Raw genomic sequence first — 21,360 nt, 5'->3', positions numbered from 1 at the left:
CCGATGAGTTTTATAGAGAAAAATAATGCGTGACACAGTTTATTTTACACTACCGAACACCCTAATTATTAACTATCACTATATCATCAACATTGCTCATATTCTTCACGGGTTATTGATGTTTCAGGATCAATTATTAGTATTTCATCGTATGTTAAATCATATAGATGATATACTATTTTGTCAATTCTACTCTCCAATAAAGAAGTATCAGCATAAAGATCATCATTTTTTAGTTCTAATATTTTTAATACCAATTCACTTACAGACAAACTAAGTTCTGCTATAGGTAATAATAAAAGTTCATTTCTACCTACATTTATTGCACCACCTGACATTTTAAGTGAATTAAATTGTATATTTAGCCAAAAAGAAGCTAACTTACTATTAATAATTCCAATAAGACTGCGTAAGGTAGCTATATCACCGATAATAATAGTCGTTGATTTCCCTGGAATAAACTCTCCTTTATAATCTAAAATAGCTTCATAACGCGTTGTCATGCTTGCTACAATAATTTTTACAGAAACAGCTTGATTATATCGAACCTTACTGTATGCACTCAACAAACTACTTTTTACAATAGGAGTAAAATAACTATCTTTTATATATCTACACAACTTTACACCCCATAGCGGTTGATAAGGATCAATTGTTCCAGAATTTACAAGTTTAAATCCTCTTATTCTATCGTTATCAGACACAAACTTTTTAATTTCATATGCATCAGCAACTGTAGCTGCTCCTAAAACTTCAACATCGTATTCGGCAAGTTTTTTATGCTTATTTATTTTACTCATAATATTAAACAATGGAGCATCTACAAAAAAAACATCCCAATAATCAATACTATTCAGTGATGACGAATCTGCTTCATTTGACTGTTTGATATCAGTCCGATTTGCCATTATTGAAAATACAGTAGTATTAACAAAAGAATCATTTCTAAGAAGAATTGTAATTGGGTAAACTGAGGCATTTTCGAAGATATCAACTCTACTATAATCTCGTACTTCAAGGACACATTTTGAAGATATTATTTTTCTTAATTCTACAGCATATTTCGCTGCTATCAATTTGTTAGGAACTATATTACAGAATATTCCACCGTTTTTAAGAATATTTATTCCGTGTTCTATGAACACAATAAATAGATCCCAATTCCCTCTAGCACTTTTAAATTTACTAGTATATAATTCTCTCTGCAATGGCATATTTTTAGTCATAGTTTCAGAGTCAACATACGGTGGGTTACCAATTACTATATCAAATCCACCCTTGTCAAAAACCTCTTTAAAATATATATGCCAAAGAAAAAACTGATCATTAGGTATAGGTAAATTTTCAAGTTTTCGTTTAATTTCAGGCGTACATCCTTTAATATTTAGAATATAGCTCTTTATATTCTCGTTGATTACATTACGCAAATACTCCTTCTTATCATGGTCATCAACACCATAATACCCATTTATCGCCCTCTGGATATTACTAAGAGAATCTTGTTCATCGAAAGCTAATGAAGGCAACCATGCAGCTTGTTTCTTTTTGCTTGCACGCTGTTTTTCTTGTTCATTTAAAGACATACCACTAAGATTAACACCTTCATACTGTTCTAATAGTGAATTACCTTGCATGATTTTGAAGTCCATATTAGGCAATGCATGAGGAGTTGTTTCATCAACAATTAAAGCAAGCCAAAAACGGAGTCGAGCTATATCAACTGCACCTTTTTCTATATCAACTCCATATATATTGTTCTGAATAATATGAGTTTTTATTTTCACTGCATTATTATTGTCAATACCTTCAATAGCTTTTCTACAATCATACAATTCACGAAGAAGCCCCATAGGAAAAGCACCAGAACCAATAGCCGGATCACATATTTTCACCTCCTTCAACTTCTCATCAATATTTACTGCAAGTTCATCTGAGAGTATTGAAGTATCATTAGTTAAAACAAACTCACGAATACTATCCTTGACTGTTGCGTCTTCAATATCCGTCTGTAGATAAGCTATCAAAGACTCACGACACATATACTGAACTATTTCCTTTGGGGTATAAAATGCTCCCTTATCTTTATTATCTTCCAACAGATTTTCAAATATACGTCCAAGCATCTCCGGATCAACACCTATTTCAGCATCGTCTGGATCATTTTCATCTATCGTAAAGTTATATGATGAAAAGAAATCAAGCATTGATTTCATATACTTTGCTGGAAGTGGAAAAGATTTCTTATCGTATTCATCATTTTCAAATAAGCCTCCATTTAAATAAGGCACTTTAATATTTTTACCAAGTACAGGATTTGCTATATCACCATCACGTTTGGTATTAATATCATTAAACAACGGCTCAAGTACATCATCAACAAAAGTATTCTTATATGAGGTATTAGCAAAAAGATTCTGAACGAATTCCCTGTCACCATCATTCCATAAGTTGTTACTTGCAGAACAACCCATCCATCCTTTCTTTTGAAGAAATTGAATGAATACCAATCGTCCCATAAGTTTCTTCACATAATCACGTACAGCTTTCTCAGCATTCTGGAATTGCATAAACTGTTTCAGAATCTCATTACATGGTTTACCAGTTACATGTTCCTCCCATTTATTTGCTACCTTAACCATACGTTTTCCAGTAACAAACTCTACAATATCTTCGTACTGTTTCTTATAATCATCGAAGAAACGTTTACTCAAAGCCTCAACTGAAAATGCTTTTGTAATGTCTTGTAATGTTAGTCCACTTGATTTTAACTTTTCAAACTGTTCTATGGCTGTCCGCGAACGATGCCCTTCACCAAGCAGATATGTAAAACGTTTAGTATCTGTACCGTCTTTCTTTAACGAACCATCTTCTGAAAATGAAAATGATTCACTAACATATGAGAAGCGAAGCACTGATTCACTTTCACGATAACAGAACATAAATGCACCCACACACCCCATACTTTTCCAATTGGAGCATAACAAGTTACGAATTCCTGCACGATTACGTTCTATGATAGCTGTATCACTAAGTTCTACTTCATAAACAGCAATTGTCTTTGCATCAGGCAAATTTATCTTACCCATATACAAAGCACACTTCGCCATATTTTCATTTACATTCACTTGCTGTGGTTGCTGCCAAAACTGTATGTACTGACGAAAAATATCATGCAAAAGGCTTTGCCAGTTTGCACGATTATATTTTGATTCAATAATCGAACGATAATCCATAATTCAATAATTATTATTTAAATGATTCACTAAGAATAATCTTAGCTTCCGTTTCCAATTCACGCTTTAATTCTTCAGCACTTAAAAAATATGCATTATATTTTTTAGCCAAGTCAATAATCTGACTAAGTGCTTCTTCACGCTTCAATAATCCACGCTGCATATCCTTCTGCATACGCTGAAGACGCTTGGCTATAATTGTTATTACCCCTCTTTCTGCAAGTATCCTAAGTTGTACCATTTGCTGATAAAGAGTTTGATCTTGTACTTCCAGCAAAAATAAATTTATCAAGCCTGTTGCCATACCGACTTGTGCTCCTAAAGCATTTCCAAGCTGCCCTGTTTGAATATCTTCATCTACCTGTTCTTTTCCTCTAATCTGATGAAACTTCTCTAAAGCCATAGCAACATGTTCATGATGTTGGCTTATACGATCTACTCTTACTTCATCAACATCTGCTTTGAAATATTTAAGTGCATCAACCATTCCGAGTTCTTCTACATATTCATCACTAACGCGGAAAAAGGACTTCCTCATGTTAGTTTTTAAAAATACCAATGTATCCTGCGATAGAGTTACTCCATCAATAAAGCGTCCAATACGACCAGTTCTGCTTCTGAGAGAAAGTTTTGATATACGATTGTATTCACGCCTATTATTGAGGTATAAAGACCGGAGTTCTTCATAGAATGGTATTTCTTCATTAAAGTCACCTTTATCTGTCTGTAATCCCTCTGTAAACAGTTTTTCCAAATCACGGTCAATGATCTCTTCTTGTGAGTAAATTTGATTGTCCTCACCAAAAGTAGAATGAAATGTTTGAATTTTAGATAGAGCTATTTCATTTAGTTTGATTATTCTATTACCCTGTCGTGAAGGATAAAATACATAATTATATATATTCTTTCCTTCGGAGCCAATACGGTTTACACGACCTATTCGCTGCATCAATCTTGTTGAATTCCACGGAGTATCATAATTTATAATGATATTAGACCTATGAAGATTCACACCTTCTGCAAGTACATCGGTTGTTATTATAATATTATAATCATTTTTTTGCAAACATTTTTTACAATTTGCATCAAAGTTTTCAGTAATAGTCTTAAATAGTTTGTTACGATTTCCTGCTGTTATAACCAACACATCATCTCTTCCTATACGTCGTTTAAGATATTCTACCGTATCAACTGACTCTGAAAAGATTACAAGTTTCTGTCCCGGGTTTCTATCTTTTTTAAACAGTTCATGATTCAATATATCCTTAAACTTATCAAACTTTGAGTCATCAGCCTCAGTAACTGTATTCCATTCATCACACATCTTTTCGAGAACTTCTTGATCAGCACGTAGCATCTGAATAAAATCAGGCTTAAAATCTTTTGCTTTAAACACAGCATTCTTAGGATTATCTTCAGCTTTCAAATTTAAGCGTTCTTCTATTTCATCATCACTGAGTCCAAGTTCATACAAATGATTTATATCTAAGTCTGGCGCAATAAATACCCTATCTTTCTCAAACATATTTATCATGTATTGATTAGCATCACGAAAACGATTGATTGAAGTTTGAAATGCATAGAAAGAGCTTTCCAATCGTTTTACAAGTCCATTTTTACGAATACTTGCCAAACTGCGTGATATTAATTCTGCATTATCATAAAGTCCTTTTGATTTATCTTCATGTAAATATGCAATAGCCTGATAGCGAGCATAAGTTAACTCTTTAACAAGAGTAAACATTGCTTTTTCAAACATATCTGCTATACGATCATTCATCTCATAAGTTTTCTCTACAGGAGGAGCGACTTTAGGAAAGCCCTGTATATCTTTATTATAACGAGGTATAGCCTCAATATCAGTACGTGTTCTACGAACTGTTATAGGCTTAACTACACGATCACGTACTTTTTCTGCCAATTTCTTGAATTTTTTTAAATCGTAATTAGAATCACGACGAAGTTTTTTAAATTCAACAATTAATGGACTGAAAAAAGAAGTAAGATTAGGAACACCTTCAATAGTACAACAACGAGGGTCTTGGAAAAGCACGATTTCATTATATAAATCAGCCGGTGTATTGTTCATAGGCGTAGCAGAAATAAGCATTACTTTCTTTTTAAACCCTTTTATGTTACCTTGATTTATACGAGGCATTTTGCATATTTCCTGTAATTCAGAAAATGCTGCATTTGTATGAGTACGGAACTTATGAGCCTCATCAACAAGGATCAAGTCATACTCATCTGCATTCCAATAATTTAAATTATCTTCATCAAGTATTTTCTTTAGACTTCCATTAGTAATAAAACGAGTGTATTTATCTATGCCAAAATCTTTAAATGTCTGTTTCCAGTTTTGTTCTACTGCAGGAGGATAAACCACAAGTATTTTTGTGTTCTCATATCCATTATCTATGCAAAACTGTTTAGCTATCATTGTAGCAATAACAGTTTTACCCAAACCTACAACATCGGCAAGAATAAAACCATCATATTTTAAAAGTTTTTTATACCCTTCGATAACAGCATCACTCTGATATTCATATGCTGTATATCCTTCAGGCATATCAAAAGCATTTTGTGCATCAGTAGCCAAAACTCTATCTGAAAAATACTCCATCAACATCTTTATATAAAGCTCATAAGGAGTTACATCCCCATTGAGATATGTATTCAGAATAGGACCTGTCTGAATATCTTCTGCAGTTATAGGGCATCCTTCAGCCTCAACCCAAAGTTGTTCAAATTCATCTTTAGCAAATTGTACATCATCATAATCAGTCATACGCACATTAAATTCATATTGCTTTTCCTGACTTATACCCAAACCATTACCACTAAGATTACTTGAGCCTGTTATTGCTGCTCCCAAAGTATATTGATTATATACTTCGGGATACAATATATAAATTTTGGCATGAATTTTCTTACTAGGATGTGCACGTAATTCAAGTTTACCATTTATTAAATCCTCAATCATTTGAAAAACTCCTTTTTCAACTTGACTCGAGTATTCAGAAGATTCAATATCTTGACGTAATTGATTTAGATAGTTTTGTCTTACATTCTCTTCAGCACCAAAAAACAACTGACCTTTATTGTGTGCTGCTACTATATACTTATCTACATCGATACCAATAAGGATTCGTACTTTATTTATATTATCAAGGAATGGACGTAACATAAAATATCCAGAGGCACGAAGGAATCCAACTACAGAATCAAGCCTTTTAATACTAGAGTTATGTTCTAATAAGCCCTCAAATTCCTTCATGAGGGTATTACCATTTTTATTGGTAAATATCTGTTTGGTAATATTATCTTTTCTTTAATTTTTTAAAGATTGCTCTTATATATGTTCTTGTGATACTTAAATTAATCAATATCTACAAGATTACATTTAGTGATATACAATATTGGCAAATATAATAAAAATTACCTAACAAACATATGCATCAATTGATTTATAAAAATGAACAGAGAATTCATCTCTTACATAAAAAAATGAGTTGTTCGGTAATTCCGAACAACTCATGCCTTTAATTTTGAACTATCCGGAAAATTTGAATAGTTCATTTTTTATTATTTCAGTGAACACCCACTAAACAGTCAATGAACACAATCTAAACAGTGCTTAATTGACTATTTCAACGATTTAATATATACTTCGCTCCTCATTTGTCTCAATCACAGCAGATCCATAGTCATTTCTTCTTAACTATTCCTGTATGGTAGGGCACAAACAACAGAATATTTTTATTGTCTGACAGCTGTCGGACTATTGTCTGACACGTGTCAAACAATTGTTTGACAGCTGTCAAACGATAGATTTTTTTAGTCGTTTGCTATACACTTTCTATATATGAATTTTACTGAATAAATGTTTTTATCTTCTCTTATAATCCTTTACTATCGCCTCAGTTATCCAGTTGGCCAAGGCCTGACGGTTGTTAGGAATCACCAGACGCTTCTGGTCAAGGGCGTTCTGCATATTGCCAAGCTCCATAAACACTGCTACAGGAGTGGTATTATTCAGCACATACAGGTTACGCTCGCTCACTGTTCCACCAAATCCTCGTCCCGGCTGATGCTTGCTGTATTTGCTTTTGAAAGTCTTTTGAATTTCTGTTGCAAGACGTTCGCCGTATCTGCTTTTCGGAGCGTGGTAAAAATATACATCTGTCTGCTTATTTCTCGAACGGCTGTCAACGTGAATAAATATAGCACGCTTATAGTTGCTCTTATCCTTGCGGTAGAGATTGTTTATAGCTACACACCTCTGCTTGAGACGTTCAAGCTGATTCAAAGGGATTGGCTTGCCCATACAAGTCTCACGCTTGCTGTTCTTAAGAATGTAGGAGTCGCGGATACCGTCTTTGGCATCCTGAATGATAAAATATACCTTTGCTCCCCTCTCTAAAAGTTCCTTACCTAAACGAAGAATTATATCGTAGGCATATTCATCTTCATGCAGTTCCTTTCCCTGATACTTGCCTATGCAGCCCGGGTCAGGTCCTCCGTGTCCGCTGACAAGATAGAACACAGCACCTTTCAGTGATGAAGATGACACGGTATAGGATGAATGCGACTTTCCGAAAAGAGGTTCTTTTTTCTTAGTTTGAGCCGATACCGAAAAAGATATTACACAAAAGAATGACAATAAAAAACAAATACGCTTCATACTTTTACTGTCAGTCTTTTAACATTTCATCTATCTTCTTGCACAACGACTTGAACTCTTCGTCATTGAAGAGTCTTGTCATCATTACAATCTTTCCACTGCGGTCGATAAGCACATTTCTTGTGATTCCGGCATTTCTTTCTGCATAAAGCGCAAAGATATCTGCTCCGGGGTCAAGTCCAAGCGGATAAGTTACCTTTGTCTGTTTTGCAAAGGCTTTCACACGCTCTAACGGTTCGTCGCGGTCTATACCGTAAAGGGCAAACTGTTTGTTGTCCTTGTGCTTCTGCCATATATCGCTCTCAATGTAAGGCATCTCCTTACGGCATACTCCGCACCAGCTGGCTGTAAACTGAAGCATGACCACTTTTCCGCGGAGTGATGAAAGTTTCACCTTAGTACCGTCTGTGAGAGTCATTTCGAAATCAGGAGCCATATCTCCTACTTTTACTATATATCCTGCCTTATCGGCTACACGCTTTTGCGACATCAGATTTGTGACACTAAAAAGGCAGAAAAACATGGCTGCCAACATGATAAATCTTTTCATAAGTTTCCGAATTTATAATTGATGGTTTAAATTTAGAATTTATCCGGGGTAAAGTTACGAAAAAACATCGGTACCGTGAAGGATGTGAAAGATTTGTAAACATAAAAAAGATGAACAACAACATCATACAGTCTGTAAAAAACTATAAAATGTCATTGTTCATCTTCTATCATTATGCTGCCACCTTATTACAGAGGCATGTTTCCATGTTTCTTAGGAGGATTGCTTTGGCTCTTGTTCTGAGTCATTTCCAATGCCTGGATAAGTTTGTAGCGAGTATCTCTCGGGAGAATGATTTCATCGATATATCCCTGCTCTGCCGCACGGTATGGGTTAGAGAATTTCTCCTTGTATTCTTCTACCGCCTTAGCCTTTTCTTCAGGTGTAGCCTTGCGATAAAGGATATTTACTGCTCCGTCGGCACCCATAACTGCAATCTCAGCTGTAGGATATGAGAAGTTTACATCCGAACCGATTGGCTTACTGTTCATCACGATGTATGCACCACCGTATGCCTTACGTGTGATAACTGTAATCTTAGGCACTGTAGCCTCAGCGTATGCATAAACGATTTTTGCTCCGTGACGGATGATGCCATTGTGTTCCTGGTCGCAGCCCGGCAAGAATCCGGGTACGTCAACGAACGAAATGATAGGAATATTGAAGCAGTCGCAGAAACGGATGAAACGTGCAGCCTTGTCTGAAGCATCAATGTCAAGCACGCCGGCAAGATATGCAGGCTGGTTTGCTACGATACCTACAGAACGGCCGGCCATACGGGCAAATCCCACTACCATGTTCTTTGCAAAGTGTGGCATTACTTCGTAGAAGTACTGATTGTCCACTACAGGTTCGATGATGTTCTTGATATCGTATGGCATGTTCGGGTCGTCAGGAATAACTGACATCAGCGATTCGTCTGCTCTACGGATATCATCTGAGCATGGCTGAACAGGAGCATCTTCCATATTATTTGATGGCAGGAAGCTCAACAGCTCGCGGATACCCATAAGTGTTTCTTCTTCTGTATCGCAAAGGAAGTGAGTCACACCGCTCTTGCTGCTGTGTGTGTATGCACCGCCAAGTTCTTCCTTATCGACTTCTTCGTGAGTTACAGTCTTGACTACATCCGGTCCTGTGATGAACATGTGGCTCTTTTCCTTCACCATGAAGATGAAGTCGGTAAGTGCAGGAGAATAGCAGGCACCACCGGCACAAGGACCAAGGATAGCAGAAATCTGAGGGATAACACCTGAAGCGATAGTGTTCTGATAGAAGATAGAAGCATAACCAGAGATACTTCCCACACCTTCCTGAATACGTGCGCCACCCGAGTCGTTCAAGGCAATTACAGGAGCACCGTTCTTGAGTGCCAACTGCTGTACCTTAACTATCTTCTGTGCGCCTGTAGCACTCAGTGTACCGCCATATACAGTGAAATCATAAGCATATACATAAACCAGACGTCCGTCTATTTTACCATAACCGCACACGATACCGTCGCCCGGAATATGGTTCTTCTCCATACCGAAGTCTGTGCAGTGATGTATCACGAACTTGTCTATTTCATTGAATGTACCTTTGTCGAGCAGCATGTCTATACGTTCGCGGGCTGTCATATGTCCGTTTGCATGCTGTTTTTCCACACGCTCTACTCCTCCACCCTGAGAAGCTTTCTTGTCGAGCTCCTGAAAATATTTGTATTGTTCTTCTGTTGTCATAATTAGTCTTCTTTAATAATATCCAAAGTCATAACCACCTGATTGGCATTCACAGAGTCACCCTCTTTCACAAGGATTTCCTTAACAACGCAAGGAGCGCTCACCTTGTAGTTGCTCTGCATCTTCATAGCTTCGATAACCACTACGATATCTCCGCTTTCAAGTCTGTCGCCTACATCTACCGGTATGCTTACTATCTTACCCGGCATAGGAGAAACAATCTTGTCCTGCTGTTTTTCCTCGCCACCCTTGCGCATACGAAGATACTTGGCCTGTGAATCTATAATATCAATATTATATGACTGATAATGAGCATTTACTGTATAACTCTTTCCGCCTTCCTTACGGATAAGTTCTGTGTTGTACGATTTTCCGTCATGGATAATAGAGCAGCTTCCGTTTTCGGCCATAACTATATCAACGTCGTAAGGTACTCCATCGATAGTTAGCTGCACTTTGTTTCCATCTTTGCTGACCAATGATACATCAGCAACTCTGTTTCCTATATGTATTTCCATTTGATTAACTACTTAAATTCTAAGTACACCTTTTTGCAATCCAAATTCTTTCCATCTGCTGATAGGGCGGTTATCTGAAGAAGCACCCTTGTTTTCTTCAAGGTTCATCAGATAGTCCATATAAGCAGCTATCATAGCGATGTTTTCTGTTTCTTCTTCCTTCTTGCCGGCCCATTCCTTCAGCATATCCTGATGTTTAGGTATGAACAGTGTATCATAATGTCCTTCTACAAAGTCAGGAACATTCATTATATGACGAAGGTAACTGATGTTTGTCTTCAGACCGGTAATCTTGTACTCGTAAAGCACACGGCGCATACGCTCTATAGCAAATTCACGTGTAGTAGCCCATACAATCAACTTACCTATCATAGGGTCATAATAGATAGGAATTTCATAGCTTTCATATACATAGCTGTCTATACGAACACCTATTCCGTTAGGTTCCATCAATTGTTTGATAATACCCGGTGAAGGCATGAAATTATTGTCTGTATCTTCCGCACAAATACGGCATTCGATAGCATGTCCTCTCTGTTTCAGGTCTTCCTGTTTCAGATGCAAAGGCTCGTTGTTTGCTATTCGCAACTGTTCCTTAACAAGGTCAACACCAACAACCTCCTCAGTGATAGGATGTTCCACCTGAAGACGTGTATTCATTTCGAGGAAATAGAAGTTACGGTTCTTGTCTACAAGGAATTCGATAGTACCCGCGCCCTTATAGTTCACAGCCTTGGCAGCAGCTACGGCAGCCTTACCCATTTTCTCACGCAACTCAGGAGTTACGAATGGTGATGGAGTTTCCTCAACTACTTTCTGATTTCTGCGCTGGATAGAACATTCTCTTTCAAACAAATGTATGGCATTTCCATAATTGTCACCCAGAATCTGGAACTCGATGTGATGAGGTTCTTCTACGAATTTTTCCAGATATACAGTATCATCACCGAATGATGACATAGATTCTGAACGGGCAGTGTTATAAGCCTCTTCCACCTCAGCCTCGCTATGGATAAGGCGCATACCTTTACCTCCACCACCCATAGAAGCCTTAAGCATAACAGGGTAACCTATCTCATTACATATTCTCTTTGCTTCTTCTACGTTCTGCAAAGGTTTTTCTGTACCGGGAACTACAGGCACTCCGGCTGCAATCATGTGTTTTCTTGCCGAAATCTTATCGCCCATAGCATCCATTGTTTCAGGATCAGGACCGATAAAGATAATTCCTTCCGCCTTACATCTGCGGGCAAATTCTGAATTTTCAGAAAGAAAACCATATCCGGGATGAATAGCATCTGCACCATGACGCTTGGCTGCCTCAATGATTTTGTCAATGTTCAAATAACTCTCACGAGATGCAGCAGGACCTATGAAACAAGCTTCATCTGCATATAATACGTGGCGAGCCGCTCTATCGGCCTCTGAATATACAGCCACTGTTCTGATTCCCATCTCACGACAAGAACGCATAACACGAACTGCAATCTCTCCACGATTAGCTATCAATACTTTCTGTATCATGCTCTATTTTTTTGGTTTATATTCTTTTTATAACGCATGCCCATCATGGCACACTAAATCAAATTCTGTGCAAAAATATTAAAAGAATCACAAACACATGCTTAATAACATGTTTTTAAACAATATTCAGCTATCTATTTCATGTTTTTTAACTACTCAAAATCTGATTTACTACAAATGCCACATGGATATAGCAAAATAACAAAAATATACAGAAACTGTATGTTTACTGCTGAATACTTGTTATCTCCTGCAATTCTCTTACCGCCGACTGTACATCCTTTATGTCCTTGATAATCATGCTGCGCTTTCCGTTCTGTTCCCTGAGATTACACTGGCGCGGATAGCGCGACATATAGCCGATAATCTTACCGAAAGCCTCACTCTGATAGTAAGGACTGTCAGGATTGCTTACGAAGAACAGAGTCATGCGTCCTGATTTAAGGAATATCTTCTCTATACCAAGACGTTTCGCTATGCGCCTTAGAGGAACAATTCTTATTAGTTCCTCACCTTCAGGAGGTATAGTTCCGAAACGGTCTTTCAGACGTGCTTTGAAATCTTCCACATCTTTGTCGAGTTCCAGTTTGTCAAGTTCGCGATAGAGAAGCATTCTTTCGCTGCTGCTCGGGATATATTCATTCGGGAACAGGAGTTCGAGGTCGCTCTCTACGGTACATTCATCTACAAATCCTTCACCGCTCAATACCTCATCACCGGCTTTTACCTCATCGGCATAAAGCTCGGAGAACTCGTCATTCTTAAGTTCGGTAACAGCTTCTGCAAGAATCTTCTGGTAAGTTTCATAACCTAAATCTGCTATAAAGCCGCTCTGTTCGGCTCCAAGCATATTTCCTGCTCCACGGATGTCGAGATCCTGCATTGCGATATGAATACCGCTGCCCAAATCGCTGAAGTTCTCTATGGCCTGCAGACGGCGACGTGCCTCAGGTGTGAGCGAACTCAATGGAGGCGCCAGCAGATAGCAGAAAGCTTTCTTGTTTCCACGTCCCACACGTCCGCGCATCTGATGCAAGTCACTCAGACCGAAGTTCTGAGCCTGGTTTATTATTATGGTATTCGCATTAGGAATGTCTATACCGCTTTCTATTATGGTTGTAGCGAGAAGTACGTCGTAATCATAGTTTACGAAATCGAAAATTATCTTTTCAAGTTCCTCCGGCTGCATCTGGCCATGACCGATACATACCCTACAGTCAGGTATATTTCTTTCTATCAAGGCCTTAAGCTCTACAAGATTCTGAATACGGTTGTTCACAAAGAATACCTGCCCGTTACGGCTCATCTCGAAATTTATAGCCTCGGTTATAATCTCCTCATTAAAAGTATGTACCTCTGTCTGTATAGGATATCTGTTAGGCGGCGGTGTCTGGATTACGGACAAATCTCTTGCTCCCATAAGCGAGAACTGTAGAGTTCGCGGAATAGGTGTAGCTGTCATAGTGAGTGTATCTACATTAACCTTTATCTGGCGGAGTTTCTCCTTCACACTTACACCGAACTTCTGTTCCTCGTCTATGATAAGCAGCCCCAAATCCTTGAATTTTACGCTCTTGCCTATTATCTTATGAGTCCCGATGAGGATATTTATCTGCCCGTCGGCCAGTTCTTTCAGTATGCGACTTGTATCCTTGGCAGTACGCGCTCGGCTAAGATATTCTACCTTACAAGGCATACCGTCAAGCCTTTTCCTGAAAGTCTGGAAGTGCTGATATGCAAGAACTGTAGTAGGAACAAGCACTGCCACCTGCTTATTGTCGGCCACAGCCTTGAAAGCAGCTCTTACGGCAACTTCCGTCTTACCGAATCCCACATCACCACAGACCAGTCTGTCCATAGGGCGGTCGCTCTCCATATCGGCTTTCACCTCCTGAGTAGCTTTCGACTGGTCCGGAGTATCTTCATACAGGAACGAAGCCTCCAACTCATGCTGCAGGAAGCTGTCCGGGCTGTACTTGAATCCTTTCTCCTGCTTACGCTGAGAGTAAAGTTTTATAAGGTCGCGTGCTATGTCCTTTATCTTGGTCTTGGTACGTTCCTTTATCTTCTCCCATGCGCCTGTTCCCAATTTGCTTATTCTTGGCGGTTCGCCTTCCTTACCCTTGTACTTCGATATTTTATGGAGCGAATGGATTGATACGAACACTACGTCATCATTCTGATAAATCAGTTTGATTACTTCCTGAGTGGTATTGCCGTTAGGTACGCGTACCAGTCCGGCAAAACGGCCTATACCATGGTCTATATGCACCACATAATCGCCCGGTTCAAACTGATTCAACTCTTTAAGCGAAAGAGCAACCTTTCCGCTGCGAGCCTTGTCGCTGCGAAGATTGTATTTATGGAAACGGTCGAATATCTGATGGTCGGTAAAAATACACAATCGCATTGTGTGGTCCACAAAACCCTCGTGCAGAGTTCTGTCCACAGGCTCGAATACTATCTCGTCCCCCCTCTCCTTGAAAATATCTTTCAGTCGGTCAGTCTGTTTAGAGCTGTCAGAACATATATATATCTTATATCCCCGCTGAATAAAATCATTCAGTGAAGACGATACCATATCGAAATTCTTGTGGAAGATTGGCTGTACGGAAGTTTCAAACATCAGTTTGGACTGCGGAGTTCCTACAGGTTTGGCTCCAAAATCCACTCTCCTGAAATCAAGGGCCTTGTCCGTAAAATCTTTTCCCTCAATAATAGTCTTTTGGATATCAGGCAATTCCGTGTTTCCCTCCTCGGCTGCCGCTATGGCCTGCGAAGAAAGCACTTCTTCGTGGATGCTCTGTATTCTCTCTCTCACCCATAACAGGTCTTTCACACACAGTAAAGCCTTAGGGGGAAGAAAATCAAGAAAAGTCACAGATTCACCCGTTACACCTGTCAGCTCCGGCACTATGTTAACAGCCGTCTTTTTCTCTTTCGACAACTGCGAGTCTACCTCAAAAGTTCTTATACTGTCTATCTCATCGCCAAAGAAATCAATACGGTACGGATATTCAGATGCAAATGAAAACACGTCGAGGATGCTTCCACGAGTGGCAAACTGCCCCGGCTCATAAACATAATCCACATGACTGAATCCCAATGCCACCAGTTGGGCAGCTATAGCATCAGTCTCAACGTTCATACCTACCTTCAGAGATATAGTTTTGTCAGTAAGAAGCTTTTTCGATACCACTTTCTCAGCCAATGCCTCCGGATAAGTGACAACCGCCACATTATCCCTCTTCTCCAGACGGCTCAGAACTTCGGTACGCAGAATCTCGTTCGCCGCATCTTTCTGTCCGTACTTTATCGCACGTCTGTAGGAAGAAGGGAAAAACAGGATATCCGTATCACCATTGGCCTGAACCATATCGTGATAGAAATATCCGGCCTCCTCACAGTCGTTCAGAACGAACACATATACTGACGGATTTTCCTTAATAAATGACGAAAAGAACAATGATACACACGAAGCATGCACACCGCCCAAATAGATAGTCTTTATGCTGCTGTCCTTCAGGACGGAAATCATCCCTTTTGTATTGGGATGGGCAGCATATACGTTTTGCAATTCTGAAATAGTCATTTTAAGTTTGTAGGTTTTCGAGTTTCTGAGTTTAAAACTAAAGAACTCATATAAATTAGTTGGTGCAAAATTACAAAAAACTTATTATTTTTGCACTTGTAGTATAAATAATGAAATAACGGTATGCATATCGACATTAAAACATTGCTCCTTGACCACAGACTGAAAGAAGCTCTTGATAAACTGACAGAATATGCCTCGTCGACAGACAACTGGCAGATTAAATCGGAAATAGAGAATCTGAAAACCACATACGGATTCATGATTCAATATGCCGCACAGGGGGTAAACGATCCGGATAGAAAAGAACTATATAACCAGCTGTTCAGAAATGCATTTGCCATAAACGACAGGACTGAACTGCAGCATAAGCTGGAAGCCAACAATACTTATCTGTCAAGAAAATACATTGCCAACAGAAATTATCCGATGCATTCATACTCCGAAATCTGCATGATTTTAGAGGGAATACACGATGAAACTGGCATTGCATCCATGCTTGACGGCGAAGAAAGAAAAACGAAGATGAAGGACATCCTGAAAAGACACCAGACCGTAATAGACGAGCTTTTCAACAAAATCTGGCTGCCTACCTCATGGAGTAACGAGGAATATCAGGAGGCTATGGCAATAGCCGATTCTCCTTTAATCCCTGACAGCGACAAGGCTCTCATGGCATCGGCCGTCTGCCTCAGCATGACGTATCTTCTTGACCCGAATAAATTCCGTTTCCTCATACATCTGTATATGAACTGCCCGAATCCTCTCATATCGCAGCGTGCATTGGTAGGGCTGGTATTGGGAATGCACATAAACAGCGACGCGATGGAATACTCATACCCAAACCTGTTCAACGAGCTTGAACTGCTGAAAGACAAACCGTATTTCTACAGCGACCTGTACACAGTAATTCTTCAAATCATTCTTTCGCTCGACACTGAGGATATAGACAAGAAGATGAGGGATGAAATAATACCTTCCATTATGAAATCATCGAATATGACGGAACCTATCAAGGATATTTCAGATATTAATTTAGAAGATTTAACCGAGTTCAATCCACAGTGGAAAGACAGCATCGAAAAGATAAAGGACCAGATAAAGGAACTCGATATGCTCCGCCAGGAAGGTGCCGATACAAATATGTGTACTTTCTCGCAGCTGAAAAAATATCCTTTCTTCTACGAGCCGTCGCACTGGTTCTACATATTCGGCGAAAACACACCGGAGATATATGAAATGCAGACAGACTCACAAAACAGTTATGCTTCGTTCATAGAAACTCTGAGGAATGCCACTGATATGTGTAACTCAGACAAATACTCCCTATGTCTTACCTTCAAGACAATGCCGAGCCTGCCGGTTGACGCATTAAGTTCCGGACTTTCGGCACAAAACCAAATCCTTAAGGAACAGGAAGGAACGGACAGTGCGATAAACCGCCGACGCATGGAAAGCAGACATTTCATACAGGATTTATATCGTTTCTGCAAGTTGTGGGGGACCAAAAACGACAGAAACGATATCTTCAGCGGCGACATCGAGGTATGGGATAACGAGCTGATTCTCAGCCTACTGAAAGAGGACGGCAAAATAAAGCCTTTGGCAGACTATCTGTTTGCAAAAGGACATACCTACGACACCCTGCTGCTGTATAAGGACATAACCATAGATGACCCTACGAATGTAGAAGCTTTCCAAAAGATGGGATACGGACATATACTTAACGAGAACTACAAGATGGCAATCAAGCCTCTGGAAACAGCCAATATCCTTGCCCCCGGAGACGAATGGACATTGAAGAACTTAGCTCTGTGCTACAGAAAAGAGGGCGACAACTCCAAGGCCTTAGAGTTCCTTAAGGAAGCGGAAGCCGTTAATCCGGACAGCATCAATATATGCAATCAGATAGGACAAATATATATCATGCATAAAAAGTATGATGAAGCCCTGAAATATATGTTCAAAGTGGAATATCTCACTAAGGGAAGAACATCCGCCCAAAGGGCAATAGCATGGTGCTACTTTATGACCGGAAGAAACGATGAAGCCATCAGTATGTACGCAAAGATAACTGAAAAGGCCGATGCCAAAGCCGAAGACTGGATGAACATGGGGCACGTCTACACGGTTAAAGGAGATATACCGTCGGGCATAAGTTTCTACAGGAGAGCGAAAGAACTGACAAACGGTGAGACGTCGTTCTATACCATGTTCTCGGATGATGCAGACATGCTGAAATCCAAAGGAGTACAGGAGGACATAATCTATATGATTCCTGATATGGTATCGTAACTGACGGTACGTGTAATATCATAGTTCAGCCCCCGTTCGGTGAACATTCACTGAACGGGGGCTGATATGCCTAAACTGCATACAATGGTACACACTTCAGTTGTCCCTGTTCCTTATAGGGTAACATAGAAAATCTGACTGCTTCTAAATCAGGATTCTTGGCAAGTAATGCCGTCAAGGAATTGGCTCTTACATTTCCCTCTGCCTTCACTTCAATAGGCAACAATCTCGCATTATGCTGTATTACGAAATCAAGTTCCAGTCTGGAATCATCCGTTTTATGATAATAAACAGGAGATACACCATGGCTTTTCATTTGCTGAAGCACATACTGTTCCGTCATTCCGCCTTTATATTCTACGAAAACATTATTATTTATCAGGACCTGCACAGGTTCAGTATTAACCATTGCACCTAACAAAGCTATGTCAAGCATATACAACTTAAAACAGCTTAAATCCTCATAAATATCAAGCGGTAAAGCCGGTTTTGTACACTTTGGAACCTTATAGACCAGCCCTGAATCAACCAGCCACTGGATAGCAATTTCAAAATCGTTTGCCCTTGCACCTTTCCTTAATGCACCATATATAAATTTCTTGTTGTCTTTGAATAATTGCGACGGAATACTTTTCCATACCATACGGATACGCGCCACCTGCTCTTTGGGAGCATGTTTGGATAAATCCAGTTCATAACCGCTTAGTATCTCCTCCTGTATTCTTCTTACCTCCACAAGAGAATCAGATTCCACATATTTCTTTACCGCCTCAGGCATTCCACCCACATAATAATACTGCCTCAACAAATCTACAATCTTCTCATGAATAAGATTCATCGTCATATAATCACGGTTGACGAGGAGTTTAAAAATCTCTGTTTCTCCTTTTGCCAAGACAAACTCCTCAAAATTCATAGGATAGATATAGATTTCGTTTACCTTCCCAACGGGATAAGAAACACCATGATGCAAAGATATGCCTAACAAAGAACCGGCTACAGCAATATGATATTCCGGTGCTTCCTCACAGAAATATTTCAATGCCTCAAGAACTTCAGGCACATCCTGAACCTCGTCAAGAACTATAAGCGTATCTCCCGGAGTTATATCGACACCGGACAATGCACGTAAAGCACGAAGTATTCTGTCCACATCAAAATCCTGGGTAAAGATTTGTCTGATAATATCATTTTTACGACAAACAATATATGCTTCCTTTATATATTCAGCCTTGGCAAACTCACGAAGAAGCCATGTCTTGCCAACCTGACGGGCGCCATTGACTATCAATGGTTTTCTGTCAGTTTTATTCTTCCATTCTATAAATTTCTGTAAAACAATCCTTTGCATAGCATATCTACATTTTTCAGCAGATAATTCTTGGCACAGCCACATTTTTCTGCAGATGAATTTGATACAAATATACATTTTTCTGCAGATAATTCATATTATGACATACATTTTTCTGCAGATTACGATATAAAAATTGTACCAGAGTGAAAAAATAGACAGTAAATACATATACTGAACGGCTTCTGAACAGTGTTAGAACAGGTTCTAAATCCTAAAAACAGGTTTTACACTTTGTTCAATGAATGTTCGGAAGCCGTTTATTTTGCGTTTACTTGAATTCAACGAAAAAAGAAGAATTTTCAGTCAGGTTACCATAATACTCATAAGAAAACTGTTCGTCTGACAGGATTACATAATACGGAAACCAACTCCACTTGAAAACAAAAAATTGAGTTTATTTTTATAAAGTATCTGATTCTAAAACTTCATACTCATCTATAAAAAGAGTTTTAGTCTCACCACAACATACCGTTGTTACCTCATAATTTATATCAGGATATCCAACACCAGCATAATTAACAAATTGGACTTCTGCATGATGAATTTCATTATCCATATCACAGTACCAATATATTATATCACCTACTTGATATTTAGTTTTAACAGCCATAATTTTTATTGAGAATAACAGAATATAACAACGTAAAATAGCCACAATTACAGATACGATTATACAAAAGAAGAAATTACATTCCTATCAGATTATGAAGAAAGGCATATGTCACATCTTCTGAAAAAGCTCTATCCTTCTTTTGCCCCCCCAAAAACGAAGCAATATGTACAAACATATTACGCTGATTCAATAAAATTCAATATAGGTATATTTAAAATAAAAATCAGAATAGCCGAAAATATATTTCGGCTATTCTGATTTTAATTTAGATTAATAGTTTATAGTATATGTGTAATAATCTGTACCATCCTTTATTTTCTTATCTGGATTGTATATACGATCTCCTGGATAATACGGAATACCATTTTCAACACGTACAGGCTTTTGATCTGTATAAACTTTTATAGTGTAACTTTTTTCAATGACTTCATAAGCGATTGACTCTTCCACTTTAGTCAGATTGTCATCCGTATCGTATTCACATTTAATTTTACTATCATCTGCAAATTCAACTGTTGGACAAGTTATTGTTTTTCCATTGTCTTCAGCTGGATATCCATATGGACCTGCGTCCATAGCCTCATCATCATCATTTAGCATTGTTTCCACGAAATAATCACTGGTCTTACTTAAACGTCCTATATAGAAAAGGAAATTAAATTCATAATCATCAACATCACCATTCAACAAATATCCCATCATGTCTATCATGCCGTTATTGGGATATTTATTGGTATAATAAGAACCGTCAAATGTATATTCGTCTGCATCCTCATATCCATCATCACAAGTGTATTTACTCATCAATCCATTCTCATAGGAGAATATATGTTGCTCATCTTCATCACCATATTTATAAGTAACGACTTTTCCAAGGCGGACATCATTGGTATAACCAAATGATGCAAGTTTCTTACCGTTCTTGCTTACCTCAGTGGCATTTCCTCTGTCATCAAGTTTTACTACATAATTATAGGTTTCATAATAATCACTCTCTTTTTCTTCTACCTGTATTTCACCAACTATGTCATAGTTGAAATTATAAGTAATACTGGATTTGTCACCAGAATAACCCGTTTCTTCCTTCGTTAAGCGAGCTACACTACCATCTTCAAAATATGAAAATTTCAAAGAATATTCTTTTTCGTACGGATTACGGTCTGTGTCAACAGAGCTATTATCTGTTTCCTTATAGACAATCTTCTTGATTTTCTTTGCCACAGTTCCGGCAGAACTCTCGCCTTTCTGCTCCACGGTTATTACGATTTCACTATCA

The 21,360-nt window shown here is 38.6% G+C and carries 12 protein-coding genes; 1 reads left to right on the top strand and 11 read right to left on the bottom strand.

Translation table 11 applies throughout. The annotated features are described in order from the left end of the window. Positions 1 to 86 precede the first annotated feature (86 nt). The 8 genes from QZ379_RS07130 to mfd form a co-directional block, all read right to left on the bottom strand. Positions 87 to 3,233 (bottom strand): DNA methyltransferase, encoded by a 3,147-nt coding sequence (locus QZ379_RS07130; protein WP_291562390.1) that lies wholly within the window; start codon positions 3,231 to 3,233, stop codon positions 87 to 89. Between the two features lie 13 nt (positions 3,234 to 3,246). Continuing rightward, on the bottom strand, positions 3,247 to 6,510 hold the full coding sequence (locus QZ379_RS07125; RefSeq protein WP_291562380.1) for a helicase-related protein: 3,264 nt from the start codon (positions 6,508 to 6,510) through the stop codon (positions 3,247 to 3,249). 612 nt (positions 6,511 to 7,122) lie between these two features. Next, entirely contained in the window at positions 7,123 to 7,917 is a 795-nt protein-coding gene (locus tag QZ379_RS07120; RefSeq protein ID WP_291562377.1) for an N-acetylmuramoyl-L-alanine amidase, read from the bottom strand. Between the two features lie 10 nt (positions 7,918 to 7,927). Continuing rightward, positions 7,928 to 8,440 carry a TlpA disulfide reductase family protein gene (locus QZ379_RS07115; protein ID WP_291562393.1) on the bottom strand — a complete coding sequence of 171 codons (513 nt, stop codon included), beginning with the start codon at positions 8,438 to 8,440 and terminating at the stop codon, positions 7,928 to 7,930. A 215-nt stretch (positions 8,441 to 8,655) separates the two neighbouring features. Next, a complete protein-coding gene (locus tag QZ379_RS07110; RefSeq protein WP_291562374.1) occupies positions 8,656 to 10,188 on the bottom strand; it encodes an acyl-CoA carboxylase subunit beta in 1,533 nt (510 codons plus the stop codon). A 2-nt stretch (positions 10,189 to 10,190) separates the two neighbouring features. Beyond that, positions 10,191 to 10,706, bottom strand: a complete 516-nt coding sequence (locus QZ379_RS07105; RefSeq protein ID WP_291562371.1) for an acetyl-CoA carboxylase biotin carboxyl carrier protein subunit — start codon at positions 10,704 to 10,706, stop codon at positions 10,191 to 10,193. A 12-nt stretch (positions 10,707 to 10,718) separates the two neighbouring features. Beyond that, the gene (gene accC / locus QZ379_RS07100; protein ID WP_291562368.1) at positions 10,719 to 12,230 is read right to left on the bottom strand and encodes an acetyl-CoA carboxylase biotin carboxylase subunit; all 1,512 of its coding nucleotides are present in this window, start codon (positions 12,228 to 12,230) and stop codon (positions 10,719 to 10,721) included. 226 nt (positions 12,231 to 12,456) lie between these two features. Continuing rightward, the gene (mfd, locus tag QZ379_RS07095; RefSeq protein ID WP_291562365.1) at positions 12,457 to 15,822 is read right to left on the bottom strand and encodes a transcription-repair coupling factor; all 3,366 of its coding nucleotides are present in this window, start codon (positions 15,820 to 15,822) and stop codon (positions 12,457 to 12,459) included. A 123-nt stretch (positions 15,823 to 15,945) separates the two neighbouring features. On the opposite strand from mfd, the gene QZ379_RS07090 reads away from it, so the two are divergent. Next, entirely contained in the window at positions 15,946 to 18,117 is a 2,172-nt protein-coding gene (locus QZ379_RS07090; RefSeq protein ID WP_291562364.1) for a tetratricopeptide repeat protein, read from the top strand. A gap of 70 nt (positions 18,118 to 18,187) precedes the next feature. On the opposite strand, the gene QZ379_RS07085 is transcribed toward QZ379_RS07090, so the two are convergent. The 3 genes from QZ379_RS07085 to QZ379_RS07075 form a co-directional block, all read right to left on the bottom strand. Continuing rightward, a complete protein-coding gene (locus QZ379_RS07085) occupies positions 18,188 to 19,468 on the bottom strand; it encodes an ATP-binding protein (protein ID WP_291562362.1) in 1,281 nt (426 codons plus the stop codon). A 403-nt stretch (positions 19,469 to 19,871) separates the two neighbouring features. After that, positions 19,872 to 20,081, bottom strand: a complete 210-nt coding sequence (locus QZ379_RS07080; RefSeq protein WP_291562361.1) for a hypothetical protein — start codon at positions 20,079 to 20,081, stop codon at positions 19,872 to 19,874. A gap of 273 nt (positions 20,082 to 20,354) precedes the next feature. Further along, positions 20,355 to 21,360 (bottom strand): hypothetical protein (locus QZ379_RS07075; protein WP_291562358.1); only part of this gene is annotated, 1,006 nt, incomplete at its 5' end.

The organism is Bacteroides sp., from assembly GCF_019417265.1.
In the GTDB taxonomy this organism is placed as follows: Bacteria; Bacteroidota; Bacteroidia; order Bacteroidales; family Bacteroidaceae; genus Phocaeicola.
The sequence above is the reverse complement of the archived record's forward strand: the minus strand, read 5'-3'. Positions and strand labels throughout refer to the sequence as shown.

Coding starts and splice junctions, on each gene's coding strand:
- QZ379_RS07130 (WP_291562390.1), bottom strand. CDS start 3,233: ATGGATTATCGTTCGATTATTGAATCAAAATATAATCGTGCAAACTGG.
- QZ379_RS07110 (WP_291562374.1), bottom strand. CDS start 10,188: ATGACAACAGAAGAACAATACAAATATTTTCAGGAGCTCGACAAGAAA.
- QZ379_RS07105 (WP_291562371.1), bottom strand. CDS start 10,706: ATGGAAATACATATAGGAAACAGAGTTGCTGATGTATCATTGGTCAGC.
- QZ379_RS07120 (WP_291562377.1), bottom strand. CDS start 7,917: ATGAAGCGTATTTGTTTTTTATTGTCATTCTTTTGTGTAATATCTTTT.
- mfd (WP_291562365.1), bottom strand. CDS start 15,822: ATGACTATTTCAGAATTGCAAAACGTATATGCTGCCCATCCCAATACA.
- QZ379_RS07115 (WP_291562393.1), bottom strand. CDS start 8,440: ATGTTTTTCTGCCTTTTTAGTGTCACAAATCTGATGTCGCAAAAGCGT.
- accC (WP_291562368.1), bottom strand. CDS start 12,230: ATGATACAGAAAGTATTGATAGCTAATCGTGGAGAGATTGCAGTTCGT.
- QZ379_RS07125 (WP_291562380.1), bottom strand. CDS start 6,510: ATGAAGGAATTTGAGGGCTTATTAGAACATAACTCTAGTATTAAAAGG.
- QZ379_RS07080 (WP_291562361.1), bottom strand. CDS start 20,081: ATGGCTGTTAAAACTAAATATCAAGTAGGTGATATAATATATTGGTAC.
- QZ379_RS07085 (WP_291562362.1), bottom strand. CDS start 19,468: ATGCAAAGGATTGTTTTACAGAAATTTATAGAATGGAAGAATAAAACT.
- QZ379_RS07090 (WP_291562364.1), top strand. CDS start 15,946: ATGCATATCGACATTAAAACATTGCTCCTTGACCACAGACTGAAAGAA.